Here is a 16,506-nt window from a genome sequence, read left to right as displayed (position 1 = left end):
ATGTGCGTTCGAGAGCGAGCGTAGTCGGGGACGGTGAGCGGAGGGGATGATTCAGGCCGTCCGGGCGAGTCGGCGCTGTCCGGACGGACCGCGATGCCGGGGGTTCCCGCCGAGCCCCCGGCGCGGCCGGCGGCCGCGAGGGGCCCTCGCACGCCTCCCCGGGGAGGGAGGCCGCGAGGGGCCCTCGGACGCTTCCCCGGGGAGGGAGGCCGCGAGGGGCCCTCGGACGCCTCCCCGGGGAGGGACGCGGGTCGTCGAGGGCCGCTCGCGGACGCACCGGCACCGGGCTGCCGCGCCCGGTGCCGGTCCGCTCAGGCCGGGGCGGGACCGACGAGTTCGGACAGGACGTCCTCCATGGTGACGAAGCCGATGACGGTGCCCTTGTCGCCGGTGACGGCGGCGAGGTGGGTGCCGCCTGCCCGCATCGCGGTCAGGGCGTCGTCGAGCGGGGTGTCGATCCGCACGCGGATGACGGGGTGGAGGGCGGCGCGGGGGAAGGGCTTGTCCCGCTCGGCGACGCCGATGGCGTCCTTGATGTGGAGGTAGCCCATGATCGTGCCGCCGGGCCCCACGACGGGCATCCGCGAGTAGCCGGCGCCGGTCGCGGCCTTCTCCAGCCGGGCGGGGGTGACGCGGTGGTCGACCGTGCGCATCCTCGCCAGCGGCACCAGGACCTCGCCGACCGGGCGCGTGCCGAGCTCCAGGGCGTCGCGCAGCCGTTCGCCGTCGGCCGGGTCGAGAAGGCCGGCCTGGCTGGAATCGGTGACGAGCCGGGCGAGTTCGTCGTCGGTGAAGACGGCGGAGACCTCGTCCTTGGGCTCGACCCTCAGCAGGCGCAGCAGCGTGTTGGCGAAGGCGTTGATGCCGAAGATGACCGGCTTGAGCACGCGGGTGAGCGCGACGAGCGGCGGGCCGAGGAGCAGCGCCGTGGGTACGGGCGCGGCCAGGGCGATGTTCTTGGGCACCATCTCGCCGAAGAGCATGTGCAGGTAGGTCGCGAGCGCCAGGGCGATGACGAAGGCGATGGGGTGGATGAGCCCCTCGGGCACGCCGATGGCGTGGAAGGGCGGCTCCAGCAGGTGGGCGATGGCCGGTTCGGCCACGGCGCCGAGCACCAGGGAGGAGACGGTGATGCCGAGCTGGGCGGTGGCCATCATCGCCGACAGGTGCTCCACGCCCCACAGCGTGGCCCTGGCGCGTTTGTCGCCGGCCTGGGCCCTGGGTTCGATCTGGCTGCGGCGCACCGAGATCAGGGCGAACTCGGCGCCGACGAAGAAGGCGTTGGTGAGCAGCGTCAGGGCGCCGATGAGCAGCTGGACGGTGGTCATCGGCTGATCTCCTGCCGGTCGCGGTCCGCCGCGGGGGCGGTGAGGACGAGGCGGTCGGCGCGGTGGTGGTCGACGTCGAGGACGGTGATGTCCCAGCCGGCGAGGTGCACGGTGTCTCCGGGCTCCGGGATGCGTTCGAGCAGGGTGGCGGTCAGGCCGGCGAGGGTCTCGTACGGGCCTTCCCCGGCGCGCAGGCCGATCCCGGCGAGCTCGTCGGTGCGGACGCCGCCGTCGGCCTCCCAGACCCGCCGGCCGTCCTCGGCGGCGGGCCGCGGGAGCAGGTCGGGGGCCTCGTGGGGGTCGTGTTCGTCGCGGACCTCGCCGACGACCTCTTCGATGATGTCCTCGACGGTGGCGACGCCGGCGGTGCCTCCGTACTCGTCGATCACGACGGCCATGGTGCGTTCCGCGCGCAGTCGCCCGAGGAGGGTGTCGACGGGCAGGCTGTCGGGCACCAGCAGCGGCGGTGTGATCAGTTCGGTGATCCGCGTCGCCTGCCGCTTGTCCTCGTCCAGGGCGAGGACGTCTCGGATGTGGACGGTGCCGATGATCTCGTCCAGGCTGTCGCGGTAGACGGGGAAGCGGGACAGGCCGGTCGCGTGGGTGAGGTTGACCGCGTCGGCCGCGCTCGCCCGGGCTTCGAGGGCCTTGACATCCACCCTGGGGGTCATGACGTTCTCGGCCGTCAGCTCTCCCAGGTGCAGGGTGCGTACGAAGAGCTCGGCGGAGTCCTCCTCCAGCGCGCCCTGGGCGGCGGAGTGCCGGGCCAGGGCCACCAGCTCCTCCGGGCCGCGGGCGTGGGCCAGTTCCTCGGCCGGCTCCAGGCCGAGGCGGCGCACGAACCGGTTCGCCGTGCTGTTCAGGTGGCTGATGAAGGGCCCGAAGGCGGCGGTGAAGCCGCGCTGCGGGGTGGCGACGACCTTCGCCACGGCCAGCGGCCGGGAGATCGCCCAGTTCTTGGGAACCAGCTCACCGATCACCATCAGCACCACCGTGGACAGGGCGACGCCGAGGATGGTGGCGATCGTGGAGGCCGCGGCGCCCGGACCGATCGCGGTCAGCGGTCCGCGCAGCAGGGCGGCCAGGGACGGCTCGGCCAGCATGCCGATCACCAGGGACGTCACGGTGATGCCCAGCTGGGCGCCCGAGAGCTGGAACGTCAGCCGCTTGACGGCCTTGAGGGCGCTGGCGGCGCCGCGCTCACCGGCCCCGGCGGCACGCTCGAGGTCGGCGCGCTCGACGGTGGTCAGGGAGAACTCGGCGGCGACGAACACCGCGCACGCGAGCGTCAGCGCCAGGGCGAGCAGGAGCAGCAGCAGCTCGGTCACCGTGCCACCCCCTGTGCGCAGCTCGTCGGGCGGGGTGTGGCACGGCTCGTACTGGGAGGTTCACCCATTGCGGGTCTGCTGCTCCTTCGTCACTCACCCGCCCCCGGGTGCGGGGGCGGTACGTCTTCGCGGGGAGAGGAAGTCTCCCCCACTCCATGGTAAAGGGCCGGTAAAGCACCAGTAAAGCCCCCCTCGAGTCGGCTGGTCACGGCGTGCGCGGGCTCCTGGCGCCCCGGCGTCCGGGGAGGGGCCGCGCCGCACCGGCCTGGCCCTATGCTTCTACAGTCGTGTAGAAAATGCGAGGGGCGGCCGGGGTGTAACCGGTCACCCCGCAGCCGGGAGGCGGTGCGCCATGCCCGGCCGCCGGTTCCCCACGGGAGCGGCCAGGGCTCCGTCGCCCTGGCCGCGGGCCCGGCGCGCCGGACGCGCTCGGCGGCTCCTCGCCGGCACGGCACCGGTGCCGTCGTACCCGGACGGCGCCTGCGCGGCCCCATGGGGCCCGCGTACCGCTGGTTTCACTCGCTATCGGCCTGGGAGGGCATACGTGGCTTCGATCGATCTGAGCAAGGTGCTGGACAAGGCGTGGGCGGACAAGCCGCTGACCGAGGTCCTCGCGGCGCCGGTGTCGGCGCTGAAGGGGGTCTCCGACCGTGACGGCGAGCTGCTGGAGGAGGCGTTCGGCGTCACCACCGTCGCCGGGCTCGCCGAGCTGAAGTACGTCCGCTGGGCCCAGGCCCTGGCCGCGCTGGACGCGGCGAAGTAGTCACCTCTCCGACCGCGGTGCCGCCGGGTCCCCCGGTCCGCAGGACCCGGCGGCACCGCGCCCCTTTCTCGCACGTGAAGGAGTGAACGCCGCATGGTGTTCAAGAAGTTGCTCGGCGCGCTCGGTGTGGGCGGCCCCACCGTGGACACGGTCCTCGACCCGGGCCCCGTCCGGCCCGGCGGCAGCCTGGCCGGCCAGGTGCGTCTGAAGGGCGGCGGCGCCGACTTCGACATCGGGCAGATCACCCTGGAGCTGGTGGCCCGGGTGGAGGCGGAGCACGACGGCGGAGAGGCCGAGGGCACGGTCGCGTTCGGCCGGGTCGCCGTCGCGGGCGGCTTCCGCCTGGCGCAGGGTGAGCAGCGGAGCGTGCCGTTCACGGTGGCGCTGCCGTGGGAGACGCCGGTCACGGAGCTGCACGGGCAGGCCCTGGGCATCGTGCTCGGGGTGCGCACCGAGCTGGCGGTGGCCGGAGCGAAGGACAAGGGCGACCTCGACCCGCTCACGGTCTCCCCGCTGCCGGTGCAGGAGGCGATCCTCGAAGCCCTCGGCCGGCTCGGCTTCGGCTTCAAGGCCGCCGACCTGGAGTACGGGCACATCCGGGGCACCGGCCAGCAGCTGCCGTTCCACCAGGAGATCGAACTCACCCCCGCCCCCCAGTACGCGCACGCCATGCGGGAGCTGGAGGTCACCTTCCTCGCCAACCCCGGCGGCATGGAGGTCGTCCTGGAGGCCGACAGGCCCGGCGGGTTCCTCTCCGGCGGCCACGACGCCGTCAGCCGGCACGTCGTCAGCCACGACGGTGCCGGCCAACGCGACTGGGACACCGTCGTCGACGCCTGGATCCGCCAGATGCCGGCCGGCCACGGCGCCCCCGCCCCCCACGGGCACACGGACGCCCACCCCTCCCACGACGGCCACGGCGGTCACCGCTCCGGGCCCGGCATGGGAACGGCCGTCGCCGCGGGCGCGGCCGGCCTGGCCGTCGGCGTGGCCGGCGGCCTCGTCGCCGCGGAGGTCGTCGACGAGGTCGGCGACTTCCTCGAAGGCGACGACCAAGGCGACGAAGAAGCCTGAACCATCCCCATGACGCGGAGGTGCGGGCCGGACTCCCCCGGCCCGCGCGCCGCTTGACGAAGGAGTTGCCCCGTGGCCCTGTGGGACCGCATCCGCGAATCGGCATCGACGATGCAGAGCCAGCTGATGGCGAAGAGGAACGACCTGAGGTCAGGCGCGTTCAGGGACGCCTCCATGGCGATGTGCGCGCTCGTCGCGGCCGCCGACGGCACCGTCGACCCGGCCGAGCGCCAACGCGTCGCGCAGCTGATCGCCGCCAACGAGGTACTGCGGAACTTCGACGCCGACGACCTGCGGCGGCGCTTCGAGGACAACCTGGCCAGGCTGACGGCCGACTTCGGCTTCGGCAAGGTCAGCGTTCTGCGGGAGATCGCCAAGGCCGCCAAGAAGCCCGCCGAGGCCCGCGCGGTCATCCAGATCGGCATCGTCATCGGCGGCGCCGACGGCGACTTCGACAAGGCCGAACAGGCCGTGGTCCGCGAGGCGTGCTTCGCCCTCGACCTGCCGCCCCACGAGTTCGACCTGTAGACCGCCGGCCGCCCACGAGTTCGATCCGTAGGCCGCCTGCCGCCCCCGCGGTGCGAGCGGCCGTCACCGCGACCGGCGCCGCCGTGGGCGTGGCGGACGGCAACGGCACCGACCGCGTCGAGCCGGCCGCCCGGATCGCATTCGCCGCGCGCGGCGGCGCCGGACGCCTCAGGGGCCGCCGACCCGCGCCGCGCGTACCGCCGCAAGGCCCGCCCCGGCCCACGTGGCACGTACGTCTCGTATCAAGGGGTGCCGCCCAGGCCGCGCGTACCGCCTCGCGGCGGGAACACCGGCCCACGCGGCACGTACGTCTCAGGGGCCGCCGCCCGCGCGGCACGTACCACCTCACGGCACGGGCACCGGCCCGCGCGACAGGCCCCGCCTCGGCCGCCCGGCATCCCGCCGGGCGGCCGTCGCGTACCGCTCCGGGCTACAGCGGGGTGGCGGCCTTCAGGACGAAGAACAGCGTCACGGCCGCGTTCGCCGAGGACAGCGCGGAGAGCGCGGTGCCCGCCGCGGCGGTCCACGCCGCCAGGCCCACCGCGGTGAACACCGACGGCCACGCGCGCACCGCCGGTGCCGGGCCCAGCAGCGCGCCCACGCGCCGGGGCACCGGCCCCGCCTGCGCGAAGTGGGCCAGGGTCACCGCGGGAGCTCCCCGCGAGACCAGGGCCGCCTTGCCGACCGCGCGGGCCGCCACCCGTCGGCTGCCCACCGCACCGGCCGCCTCCTCGTCCGCCCACCGCTCCGCCGTGAAGGCCACCGCGGTACGCAGCGGCCGCAGGAACGGATTGGCACGGGCCGCCAGCTGCACGGCGAGCAGGAACCGGTGGTGGCGGCCCGCGAGGTGAGCCCGCTCGTGCGCGAACAGCGCCCGCCGCTCGGCCGCCTCCAGGCACTCCAGCATCGCCGTCGACACCACCACCCGGCCCGCCCCGCCCCGGCGTCCGGGGAGCGCGTAGGCGTACGGATCGGCGTCCGGCAGCACCACCACCGACGTCGGCAGACCGGCCACAGCCCTTTCGGCCCGGTACCGCACCCGCAGATGCACCCACCACGTGCGGGCGCACGCCGCCACCACGGCCCCCAGCGCGGGGATGGCCAGCCGGCCGGCGACCTCGTCGTAGGGGACGGCCTCGCGCACCTCCGGGTCCGACCAGCCGTCGGGCAGCGGGTTGCCGGGCAGCTGCGCGGTCCCCACCACCATCAGCAGCGCCAGGCACACCGTGCTGCACACGGCCAGCACCCCGGCCACCACCGACAGCAGCACCGTGGCGGTCCGCGGGTGCAGCCGCTGCTCGGCCAGGCGCGCCACCGGCCACGCCGTCAACGGCAGCACCAGCGGCAGGAAGACGAAAACCCCCATGACGTCGTCAGTCCTCCGGCTCCGCGGCGCGCTCCAGCAGCTCCCGCAGCAGCCTCTCGTCCCCCGGCGGCAGGGAGGTGACGAAGCTCGCCAGCACCGCTTCCCGGTCCCTCTCCTGGTCCAGCAGCCGCCGCATCCGCAGCGCCGCCAGGCCCGCCTCGTCGGCGGCGGGCGACCACACGAAGGCCCGCCCCGACTTCTCCCTGGTCACCGCCCCTTTGGCCAGCAGCCGCGTCAGGATGGTGATCACGGTCGTGTACGCCAGGTCGCCACCGACCCGCTCCCGCACCCACGCCGTGTCCACGGGGCCGTCGGCCGCGCGCAGCGCACCGAGCACCTGGGCCTCCAGCTCTCCCTGACCGCGCCGAGCACGCCCTTGCTCCCTCACCCCGTCTCCCTCCGGTCGTCCCGCCCGCATGACCCGAGGCGGCCGTTCATCGTAACGACACCGCGGCGCGCCCTTCCTCCCCGCGACCCGTGCCGACCGCGGCCGGTCGGGCCGCGCCGCCACCCCGGCGCGCGGCATCGACGCCGGTGCGGCGAGGGCGGTGCCGGTATGGCAGCCCGGCGTCGGGCGGTGCGGGCGCCGGCGCGGTGCGGGCGTCGGCGCGGTGCGGGGACAATGGGCGGATGGACAGGGCTCGCAGGGACCGTGACGCGGAGGGCCGCGCGCGCAACGCGCGGCCACGGGACGGGCTGGGCAGGCCGCTGCCCTACGGGGCGCCGGGGGTGGAGCGGCAGCCCGAGGGCGTGGTGCGCTCGCCCGACGAGTCCCTGCGGGAGGCGCAGCGGCTGCTGGACGCGGGGATGCCGTTCCACGCGCACGAGGTGCTGGAGGACGCCTGGAAGTCCTGCGGGGACACGGGCCGCGCGGAGGAGCGCGAACTGTGGCGCGGCCTCGCGCAGCTGGCGGTGGGGCTGACCCACGCGGCGCGCGGCAACGCCCCGGGCGGCGCGCGGCTCCTGCTGCGCGGCGCGGACCGGATCGCCCCGTACGGTGCCGGGCCGGGCGCCCCCGGAACCGGGCCGTACGGGATCGACGTGGCGGGCCTCGCCGCCTGGGCGCACCGCCTCGCGGAACGGCTGGCCGGGACGGCGGACGGCGCCCCGGTCTCCGGTGGTGACCGGCACGCGGGCACGGAGCCGGCCGGGGAGGCGGGCCCGGAGGCGGCCGGGGAGGCGGCCGGGGACGCTGGCCCGGCGGTCGACCCGGTGGCGGAGGCCCCCCGCCTGACGGGCCGCTAGGCGCGTACGGGGCGGCAGGGTGGGGCGGGCGCCGTCAGGCGGGTGTGCGCACGGCGCGGCCGGCGACTCCTGACAGGCGCGCGGTGGAACGGCGGACGCCGGGGCGGGGCGCGCGTCGGCGCGGTACGGGCGAGGTCGGCCGGAAGCCACCGTGGGCCCCTCCCCCGACCGGTGGCGTCACCCGCCGCCGAGCCGGTCGCGCAGTACGGCGGCGTGGCTGCGGTCCGGTTCCCTGGCGGCCGTCAGCAGGGTGAGCGGGCCCTTCCGCGCGAGGTCCCGGACGTGTGCGAGTGCCTCGGCCGCCTCGGGTCCGGCGAGCTCGGCGTCGTACCGTCGCCGGAACTCCTCGAACACCTCGTCCGAAGCCGCGTCCTGCGCGTGGAACCAGCGGCGCAGCTCCGTCGACGGCGTCACGGACTTGGGCCACTCGTCGATCCGCGCCTCGGCCTTCGCCAGGCCGCGCGGCCACAGGCGGTCCACGAGCACCCGTACCCCGTCGCCGGGCTCGGGTGGCTCGTACACCCGCCGCAGCCGGATGCGGGGTACGGAACGACTCATTCCCCCAGCCTCGCCCGGCCCCGGCCGCCCGGCAACGCCCACCGTCCGACCGGACGCACGCCGGTCCGCGGCCGACGCGCCCGCGAAGCCCCGCACCGGGCGGACGACCCCCACCGGCCGAGGCCCCGCACCGCATGCGGCCCACCCGGTGCGCCCCCGCGAAGGCCCGCCACTCCCGGACCCGCAACGCGCCGGGCGGACGCCCGGGCCCCCGGCCCCGGACGGGGTCCGGTGCCGGGGGCCGGGTGCCCGGCGCCCCCGCCGGGCAGCGGCGGGGCGCCGGAAGGCTCCGGGGTGTCAGGGGGCCGGGCCCCGGAGGACGGTGAGGGCCCGGCCGCCCCCGGAGTACCGGGCGCCCGCCTGGCGCGGCGCGCCGGAAGACCCGGCCGGCCCCGCCCGCTGTGACGTTTCCGCGCCCGCGCGGCGCGGCTACACCCGCTGCCAGAGCGCCGGGGTGTTCGGCGGCTCCCAGCCGACCTGGGCCTGGTGCGGCTGGAGGCACCGGTAGGTGGCGCCGCCGTAGGTGACCTGGGCGCCCGCGCTGTAGACGGTGCCCGCCGCCCAGGTGCCGCCCGGCTCACCCGGAGGCTCGCCCGGCCCCGGACCGGGGTCGGTGGTCGTGGTGAGCGTCAGCGCGTACGCCTGGAGCAGCGGGTTGATCGGCTGGTGGTACGTCGTGCCGCCCGTGCGGCAGTCGCCGGAGCCACCGGAGGTGACGCCCTGGGCCTGGCTGCCGGAGATGTACGAGCCGCCCGAGTCGCCGGGCTCGGCGCACACGGACGTGCGGGTCACGCCGCTGACCGTGCCCTCCGGGTAGGTGACGCTCGTGTTGTGCTGCTGGATGGTGCCGCAGTGCCAGCCGGTGGTGGAGCCGGAGCGGCAGACGGACGCGCCGACGACGGCCTGCGTGGAGCCGGTGACCTGGACGTTCTGGCCGCCGGCGCCCTTGACGTACGGGGTGGAGCGCCAGTTGGTGTTGGCCGCCACCCACGCCATGTCGCGGCCGGGGAAGCTGGAGCCCTGGAAGGTGCCCTGGGCGACCTGGTTGAAACCGCTGGTGGAGGTGCCGACGCGGCCGCAGTGGCCGGCCGTGGCGAAGCCGTGCTGGGTGCCCTTGGTGATGGCGAAGCCGACGGAGCAGCGGCCGCCGCCGCCCATGTAGTACGCGTCGCCGCCCCGGATGTCGTACAGGGCCCGCGGCCGCTCGGCGGACGTCTCGACGCGGACGAGGGACCGGTCGACGGCAGCGGTCCTCAGGAGCGTCTCGGCGGCCGCGCGCCTGGTGGCGTGGACGGTGACGGAGTTGGTGCGCACGTCGACGTACCAGACGGGCACGTCACGGGTGTTGACGCGGGCGGCGGCCCGGTCGAGGGCGGCCTTGGCGGTGTCGAGGCGGGCGAGCGCGTGGCGGACCACGCGGGCCTCGGCGCCGGCGGCGCGGATGGCGGACGCGTCGGCGGCGTCGGTGGTGGCGACCGTCAGGGTCGCGGACTCGGCGCCCTGGACCCAGGCGCCCGCGTAGTCCGCGCCGAGGGCCGCGCCGAGGCGGCCGGCGACCGCGCCCGCCTCGGCCTCGTTGACCAGGCGCCGCTGGGCCTGGGGCGCGGTCAGACCCAAGTCCCGCTGCATCGCGGCCAGGACCTCGGGGGACGTCCGGTCGGCGCCCATGCTGACCGCCGCCGAAGGGGTGGTGGCGGGCGGTGCGGGCGCCGCGGCCGCCGCGCCGGGGAGCGCGGTGAGCACGAGGGCGCCGACGGCCGCCGCGGCGGCGGACGCGGCTCCGGCGTGTCTGTGGAGCATCGGGTGTTCTCCTCGGATTCGGGTGGGGGTTCCGAAACCGTAGGTGTTGCCGAACAGCCCTCAGAAGATGTCGTTTTTCCCTCTCTTCGGCGTTATGGGAGCGTCGACGCCCTCCAGGCGGCGTAACTGCGGCTGCGGGCCGCGGCCTCTGAGTGGGCGGCGCGCGCCAGGGCGGCGACGGACGGTGCGGCGGCGTCGGCGGGGGTGCCGGGGTGCCAGCCGATGAGGTGGCGCCATACGAGGGGCGTGCCGGCGAGCGGACGGGTGACGAGGCCGGGCGTGTCGGGGAACGTGGCGCGGCACAGCCCGACGGCGCGGCCGACCTGGACGAGGTGGACGCAGGACGCCGTGTCGGTCTCGTACACGCGGGCCGGGGTGAAGCCGGCGCGGGCGCAGGCGGCGTGGAAGCAGTCGGCGAAGCAGCCGTCGCCGGGGACGTCGGCCCAGGCGGCGTCGGCGAGGTCGGCGAGGTCGACCTGGTCGCGGGCGGCGAGCGGGTGGCCGGTGGGGAGCATGACGAAGACGGGGTCGGTGGCGATTTCCCGCCAGGTCAGCCGGTCGCCGCCGGGCGGGGCGCTGGTGCCGCAGGTGCCGATGAGGGCGTAGTCGAGGCGGCCCTCGGTGACGGCGGCGGCGATCTCCCGTTCGGACCAGGACGTGTGGGTGGTGACGGCCGCGCGCGGGTGGCCTGCGGCGAGCCGGTCGACGAGGGCGCCGAGGAGCGGCCCGTGGGTGCCGCCGAGCCGGAAGCGGCTTCCGGCCCCGTCCGCGGCGCCGCTGGCGAACCGTACGGCGTCCCGCTGGAGCTCGCTGACGGCGGGCAGCACGATCCGCGCCCGCTCCACGACGAGCTCGCCGAGGGGTGTGGGCCGTACGCCGTGCCGCCCCCGTTCGAACAGCGTCCCGCCCAGGGCCCGCTCGATCCTCTTGAGCTGGGCGCTGAGCGCGGGCTGGGCCAGTCCGAGCGCGGTGGCGGCCTTGGTGAGGCTGCCCGCGTCGGCGATGGCCCTCACCGTCCTCAGATGCCGCAACTCCAGGTCCATACCGGGAGCTTCGCCGCCCTGCGGCGACGGGGCAAGACTCTGGTCCAGACCTTTATCCCGGCGCCGCGGCCCGGCAGGAGGGCACCGCGCACGACCGGACCGGCCGGGCCCGCCCGACCCGGGGGCCAGCCCCTCCCGACCCGGGAGCCAGACCCGCCCGGCCCGGGGGCGAGACCCGCCCGACCTGGGAGGCCAGGCCCGCACGACCGGTGCGGTCAGGCCCGCACGGCTGGAAGGTCACGCCCGCGCGACCGGGTCGGCCGGGCTCGCGCGGCGCGGACGGCCCGGTCCCCGCGGCCGGCGCCGCCGGGCCGTCCCGCCCGCGGAAGGAGGACGCGGGAAATCCGTGGAGGGGGTCTGTCGAGAGGGGGTCGATCACGAGATATCTTGATGTCGAGCAATGTTACAGACGTGGAGCGGAGCACCCGGTGACTGACTCGACCATCATCTACACCCACACTGACGAGGCCCCGGCCCTGGCGACGTACTCGTTCCTGCCCGTGGTCCAGGCGTACGCCTCGACGGCCGGCGTCAGCGTCGAGACCCGCGACATCTCGCTGGCCGGGCGGATCATCGCGTCCTTCCCGGAGTACCTCCAGGAGGGCCAGCGGATCGAGGACGCGCTGGCCGAGCTCGGTGAGCTGGCCAAGACGCCCGGCGCCAACATCATCAAGCTGCCGAACATCTCGGCGTCGATCCCGCAGCTGAAGGCCGCCGTCGCGGAGCTGCAGGAGAAGGGCTACGCCCTCCCGGACTACCCGGACGACCCGAAGACGGACGAGGAGCGCGAGATCCGCGCCCGGTACGACAAGGTCAAGGGCAGCGCCGTCAACCCGGTCCTGCGCGAGGGCAACTCCGACCGCCGCGCCCCCGCGTCGGTGAAGAACTACGCCAAGGCCCACCCGCACCGCATGGGCGCCTGGACCGCCGACTCCAAGACGAACGTCGCCACGATGGGCGCCGACGACTTCCGGTCCACCGAGAAGTCGACGGTCATCGCCGAGGACGGCACCCTGCGCATCGAGCTGGCCGGCGAGGACGGCACGACCACCGTGCTGCGCGAGTCCGTGCCGGTCCTGGCGGGCGAGGTCGTGGACGCGTCGGTGATGCGCGTGGAGTCGCTGCGCGCCTTCCTCGCCGAGCAGGTCGCCCGCGCCAAGGCCGAGGGCGTGCTGTTCTCCGTGCACCTGAAGGCGACGATGATGAAGGTCTCCGACCCGATCATCTTCGGCCACGTGGTCCGCGCGTTCTTCCCGAAGACCTTCGCCGCCTACGGTGACGTGCTCGCCGGCGCCGGCCTCAGCCCGAACGACGGCCTCGGCGGCATCCTCAAGGGCCTGGACTCCCTGCCCCAGGGCGATGAGATCAAGGCGTCCTTCGACGCGGAGCTCGCCGAGGGCCCGGCGCTCGCCATGGTCGACTCGGACCGCGGCATCACCAACCTCCACGTGCCGAGCGACGTCATCGTCGACGCCTCCATGCCGGCCATGATCCGCACCTCGGGCCACATGTGGGGCCCGGACGGCCAGGAGGCCGACACCCTCGCGGTCCTCCCGGACAGCAGCTACTCCGGTGTGTACCAGGCCGTCATCGAGGACTGCCGCGCGAACGGCGCCTTCGACCCGGCGACCATGGGCTCCGTCCCGAACGTCGGCCTCATGGCGCAGAAGGCGGAGGAGTACGGCAGCCACGACAAGACCTTCGAGATCCCGGCGCCCGGCACGGTCCGCGTGGTCGACGCGGCCGGCGAGGTCGTCCTGGAGCAGCAGGTGGGCCGCGGCGACATCTTCCGCATGTGCCAGACCAAGGACGCGCCGATCAAGGACTGGGTGAAGCTGGCCGTCACCCGTGCCCGCGCCACCGGCGACCCGGCCGTCTTCTGGCTGGACGAGAACCGCGCCCACGACGCGCGCCTCATCGAGAAGGTCAAGGCGTACCTGCCGGAGCACGACACCGAGGGTCTCCAGATCGAGATCATGGCGCCGGTCGAGGCGACCAAGTTCTCCCTGGAGCGCATCCGCCGCGGCGAGAACACCATCTCCGTCACCGGCAACGTGCTGCGCGACTACCTGACCGACCTGTTCCCGATCCTGGAGCTCGGCACGAGCGCCAAGATGCTGTCGGTCGTCCCGCTGATGAACGGCGGCGGCCTGTTCGAGACGGGCGCGGGCGGCTCCGCCCCGAAGCACGTCCAGCAGCTGGTCAAGGAGAACTACCTGCGCTGGGACAGCCTGGGTGAGTTCCTCGCGCTGGCCGTCAGCTTCGAGCACTTCTCGCAGGTCACGGGCAACGCCCGGGCCAAGGTCCTGGCCGACACGCTGGACCGCGCCACGGCGACGTTCCTCAACGAGGACAAGTCCCCGACCCGCCGCGTCGGCGGCATCGACAACCGCGGCAGCCACTTCTACCTGGCCCTGTACTGGGCGCAGGAGCTGGCGCGGCAGACCGACGACAGCGCGCTCGCGGAGGCGTTCGCGCCCCTGGCGAAGACCCTCACCGAGCAGGAGGGCACCATCGTCGAGGAGCTGATCGCGGTGCAGGGCAAGCCGGCCGACATCGGCGGCTACTACCAGCCCGACCCGGAGAAGGCGGCGACGGTCATGCGTCCGTCCCAGACCTTCAACCAGGCGCTGGCCACCCTGGGCTGACACCGGTCCCGACCGGGGCCGATGCCCACCGCGCGCGGGCCGCGCCGGACACCCGTCCGGCGCGGCCCGCGCCGTTTCCGGAGCGGACCCCGCCCGCGCATGCCGGGCATATCCTGAAATGGACCTCGATAGTTCTCCGCAGAGTCGAGCTGAGGAGGATCGCGATGGCACGCGCAGTGGGGATCGACCTCGGTACGACGAACTCCGTGGTGAGCGTCCTGGAGGGCGGTGAGCCGACCGTCATCACCAACACGGAGGGCGCCCGCACCACCCCCTCGGTGGTGGGCTTCGCGAAGAACGGCGACGTGCTGGTGGGCGAGGTGGCCAAGCGGCAGGCGGTCACGAACGTGGACCGCACCGTCCGCTCCGTGAAGCGCCATATGGGCGACGCGGGCTGGCACTTCCCCGAGAAGGGCGACATCGACGGCAGGCGGTACACCGCGCAGGAGATCTCGGCGCGCATCCTGCAGAAGCTGAAGCGGGACGCCGAGGGGTATCTGGGCGAGGACGTCAGGGACGCCGTGATCACGGTCCCGGCGTATTTCAACGACTCCCAGCGCACCGCCACCAAGGAGGCCGGCGAGATCGCGGGGCTGAACGTGCTGCGGATCGTCAACGAGCCCACCGCCGCCGCCCTGGCGTACGGCCTGGACAAGGAGAACGACCAGACGATCCTCGTCTTCGACCTGGGCGGCGGCACCTTCGACGTGTCGCTGCTGGAGATCGGCGACGGCGTGGTCGAGGTGAAGGCCACCAACGGCGACACGCACCTGGGCGGCGACGACTGGGACCAGCGGGTCGTGGAGCATCTGGCGACCCGCTTCAAGAACGCGTACGGCATCGACCTGTCCAAGGACCGGATGGCGACGCAGCGGCTGCGGGAGGCGGCCGAGAAGGCGAAGATCGAGCTGTCCGCCGCGACCGAGACGTCGATCAACCTGCCGTATCTGAGCGCGTCGGCGGAGGGCCCGCTGCACCTGGACGAGAAGCTGACCCGCGCCCAGTTCCAGCAGATGACCGCCGATCTGCTGGAGCGCTGCAAGATCCCGTTCCAGAACGCGGTGAAGGACGCCGGGATCAAGGTCTCCGACATCGACCACGTCATCCTCGTGGGCGGCTCCACCCGCATGCCCGCGGTGACGGAGCTGGTGAAGGAGCTGACCGGCAAGGACCCGCACAAGGGTGTGAACCCGGACGAGGTCGTCGCGATCGGCGCCTCGCTCCAGGCCGGTGTCCTCAAGGGCGAGGTCAAGGACGTCCTGCTGCTCGACGTCACCCCGCTGTCCCTCGGCATCGAGACCAAGGGCGGCATCATGACCAAGCTGATCGAGCGCAACACCACGATCCCGACGAAGCGCTCCGAGATCTTCACCACGGCCGAGGACAACCAGCCGTCGGTGCAGATCCAGGTCTACCAGGGCGAGCGCGAGATCGCCGCGTACAACAAGAAGCTCGGCATGTTCGAGCTGACCGGTCTGCCGCCGGCGCCGCGCGGCGTCCCGCAGATCGAGGTGTCCTTCGACATCGACGCCAACGGCATCATGCACGTCACGGCCAAGGACCTCGGCACCGGAAAGGAGCAGAAGATGACCGTCACCGGCGGCTCCTCGCTCCCGAAGGACGACATCGACCGGATGGTCCGTGAGGCGGAGCGGTACGCGGAGGAGGACCGGACGCGGCGGGAGGCCGCCGAGACCCGCAACCAGGGCGAGCAGCTCGCGTACCAGACGGAGAAGTTCCTCAAGGACAACGAGGAGAAGGTGCCGGGCGACGTGCGGGCCGAGGTGGAGGAGGCGGTGAACGAGCTCAAGGAGAAGCTGAAGGGCGAGGACACCGCGGAGATCCGCACGGCCACCGAGAAGGTCGCGGCGGTCTCCCAGAAGCTCGGCCAGGCCATGTACGCGCAGAGCGGCGCGGGCGCCGGCGCCTCGGCGGGCGCGGGAGCCCCCGGCGACGGGCAGGGCGGCGGCGGCACGCCGGACGGGGACGAGGTGGTCGACGCGGAGATCGTGGACGACGACGACCGGGCGCGGCAGGGAGGTGCCGGATGAGGCGGGACCGGTTCCGTGTCGAGAGCCGCCCGGACCGCCGCCTGATGCTGGCGCCACCGCCGTCCGACCGGACGGCCCCGGCCCGGCCATCCCTCTCCCCCGCCCCGTCCGGGCCCCCGCGCCCGGACGGCGGCGGCGCGGAACACGGCGGTACGGCTCCGAGTGCCGCCGGCCGCGCGGACCGCGCCCGGCGCCCGGACGCTCCGGGTCCGGGGGGTGCCCCGGCCCCGGACGCGTCCGGCCCGCGTGGCGGAGGCGCGGGTGTCGCGGCCGTGGCGGCGGCGCTCGCCGAGCGGACACGGGACCTGCAGCGGCTGAAGGCCGAGTACGACAACTACCGCGGCCGGGTCCACCGCGACCGGCTCGCCGTCCGCGAGGTCGCCGTGGCCAACGTCCTCGCCCGGCTGCTGCCCGTCCTGGACGCCGTCGCGGAGGCGGCCCGGCACGGGGAGCTGACGGGCGGGTTCCTGCGGGTGGCCCGGCAGTTGGAGGACGAGACGGCCGCGCTGGGGCTCGTGGCGTTCGGCACGCCGGGCGAGCCGTTCGACCCGCGTGTCCACGAGGCGGTCGCGTACCGGGTGGTGGACGGGGTGGAGCGGCCGGTCTGCGCGGAGGTGGTCCGCTCCGGCTACCGGGTGGGCGGGCAGTTGCTCCGCCCCGCCGACGTGATCGTGGCGGGACCGCCCGCCGCCCGCTGACGTGCGGGGCGGCGCGGGCGCGGGGACGATGGTGCGACGGCGCGGCAGCCGTGGAAGCGGCCCCAGGTGGTGAACG

General features: G+C 74.6%; 14 protein-coding genes. 7 read left to right on the top strand and 7 right to left on the bottom strand.

The genetic code is table 11. The features are described from left to right. Positions 1 to 311: 311 nt before the first annotated feature. Positions 312 to 1,328, bottom strand: coding sequence for a hemolysin family protein (locus ACSUPT_RS26335; RefSeq protein ID WP_399219887.1), 1,017 nt, complete (start codon positions 1,326 to 1,328; stop codon positions 312 to 314). Then, positions 1,325 to 2,656, bottom strand: a complete 1,332-nt coding sequence (locus ACSUPT_RS26330) for a hemolysin family protein (protein WP_351967901.1) — start codon at positions 2,654 to 2,656, stop codon at positions 1,325 to 1,327. Before ACSUPT_RS26330 ends, ACSUPT_RS26335 begins: the two co-directional genes overlap by 4 nt. A gap of 544 nt (positions 2,657 to 3,200) precedes the next feature. On the opposite strand from ACSUPT_RS26330, the gene ACSUPT_RS26325 reads away from it, so the two are divergent. The 3 genes from ACSUPT_RS26325 to ACSUPT_RS26315 all read left to right on the top strand — a co-directional run bounded on the left by ACSUPT_RS26325 (position 3,201) and on the right by ACSUPT_RS26315 (position 5,021). Further along, entirely contained in the window at positions 3,201 to 3,419 is a 219-nt protein-coding gene (locus tag ACSUPT_RS26325) for a hypothetical protein (protein WP_351967902.1), read from the top strand. A gap of 93 nt (positions 3,420 to 3,512) precedes the next feature. Next, positions 3,513 to 4,493, top strand: a complete 981-nt coding sequence (locus tag ACSUPT_RS26320; protein WP_436945773.1) for a sporulation protein — start codon at positions 3,513 to 3,515, stop codon at positions 4,491 to 4,493. 72 nt (positions 4,494 to 4,565) lie between these two features. Further along, positions 4,566 to 5,021, top strand: coding sequence for a tellurite resistance TerB family protein (locus ACSUPT_RS26315; RefSeq protein ID WP_436945771.1), 456 nt, complete (start codon positions 4,566 to 4,568; stop codon positions 5,019 to 5,021). Between the two features lie 430 nt (positions 5,022 to 5,451). On the opposite strand, the gene ACSUPT_RS26310 is transcribed toward ACSUPT_RS26315, so the two are convergent. Both ACSUPT_RS26310 and ACSUPT_RS26305 read right to left on the bottom strand, forming a co-directional pair. After that, positions 5,452 to 6,387: a M56 family metallopeptidase gene (locus ACSUPT_RS26310; RefSeq protein WP_351967905.1), complete on the bottom strand. Its 936-nt coding sequence runs from the start codon at positions 6,385 to 6,387 to the stop codon at positions 5,452 to 5,454. A gap of 7 nt (positions 6,388 to 6,394) precedes the next feature. Further along, complete coding sequence (locus ACSUPT_RS26305; protein WP_361665067.1) at positions 6,395 to 6,805, bottom strand: BlaI/MecI/CopY family transcriptional regulator; 411 nt, start codon at positions 6,803 to 6,805, stop codon at positions 6,395 to 6,397. Positions 6,806 to 7,017: 212 nt separating this feature from the next. Here ACSUPT_RS26305 and ACSUPT_RS26300 point away from each other — a divergent pair, with 212 nt between their 5' ends. Further along, complete coding sequence (locus tag ACSUPT_RS26300; RefSeq protein ID WP_436945768.1) at positions 7,018 to 7,632, top strand: DUF309 domain-containing protein; 615 nt, start codon at positions 7,018 to 7,020, stop codon at positions 7,630 to 7,632. Positions 7,633 to 7,809: 177 nt separating this feature from the next. Here the strand turns inward: ACSUPT_RS26300 and ACSUPT_RS26295 are convergent, their stop codons facing one another. The 3 genes from ACSUPT_RS26295 to ACSUPT_RS26285 all read right to left on the bottom strand — a co-directional run bounded on the left by ACSUPT_RS26295 (position 7,810) and on the right by ACSUPT_RS26285 (position 11,033). Further along, on the bottom strand, positions 7,810 to 8,190 hold the full coding sequence (locus ACSUPT_RS26295; RefSeq protein ID WP_361665061.1) for a DUF488 domain-containing protein: 381 nt from the start codon (positions 8,188 to 8,190) through the stop codon (positions 7,810 to 7,812). 429 nt (positions 8,191 to 8,619) lie between these two features. Beyond that, the gene (locus ACSUPT_RS26290) at positions 8,620 to 9,990 is read right to left on the bottom strand and encodes a carbohydrate-binding protein (RefSeq protein ID WP_436945766.1); all 1,371 of its coding nucleotides are present in this window, start codon (positions 9,988 to 9,990) and stop codon (positions 8,620 to 8,622) included. A 92-nt stretch (positions 9,991 to 10,082) separates the two neighbouring features. Beyond that, entirely contained in the window at positions 10,083 to 11,033 is a 951-nt protein-coding gene (locus ACSUPT_RS26285; protein ID WP_399219879.1) for a LysR family transcriptional regulator, read from the bottom strand. Positions 11,034 to 11,461: 428 nt separating this feature from the next. On the opposite strand from ACSUPT_RS26285, the gene ACSUPT_RS26280 reads away from it, so the two are divergent. The 3 genes from ACSUPT_RS26280 to grpE all read left to right on the top strand — a co-directional run bounded on the left by ACSUPT_RS26280 (position 11,462) and on the right by grpE (position 16,430). Beyond that, on the top strand, positions 11,462 to 13,681 hold the full coding sequence (locus ACSUPT_RS26280) for an NADP-dependent isocitrate dehydrogenase (protein WP_351968479.1): 2,220 nt from the start codon (positions 11,462 to 11,464) through the stop codon (positions 13,679 to 13,681). Between the two features lie 164 nt (positions 13,682 to 13,845). Continuing rightward, a complete protein-coding gene (gene dnaK, locus ACSUPT_RS26275) occupies positions 13,846 to 15,732 on the top strand; it encodes a molecular chaperone DnaK (RefSeq protein WP_436945763.1) in 1,887 nt (628 codons plus the stop codon). 272 nt (positions 15,733 to 16,004) lie between these two features. Continuing rightward, positions 16,005 to 16,430: a nucleotide exchange factor GrpE gene (gene grpE, locus ACSUPT_RS26270; RefSeq protein ID WP_404150124.1), complete on the top strand. Its 426-nt coding sequence runs from the start codon at positions 16,005 to 16,007 to the stop codon at positions 16,428 to 16,430. The last annotated feature ends 76 nt before the right edge of the window (positions 16,431 to 16,506 follow it).

It is taken from the genome of Streptomyces sp. SudanB25_2051, assembly GCF_964272635.1.
Classification (GTDB): Bacteria; Actinomycetota; Actinomycetes; order Streptomycetales; family Streptomycetaceae; genus Streptomyces.
The sequence above is the reverse complement of the archived record's forward strand: the minus strand, read 5'-3'. Positions and strand labels throughout refer to the sequence as shown.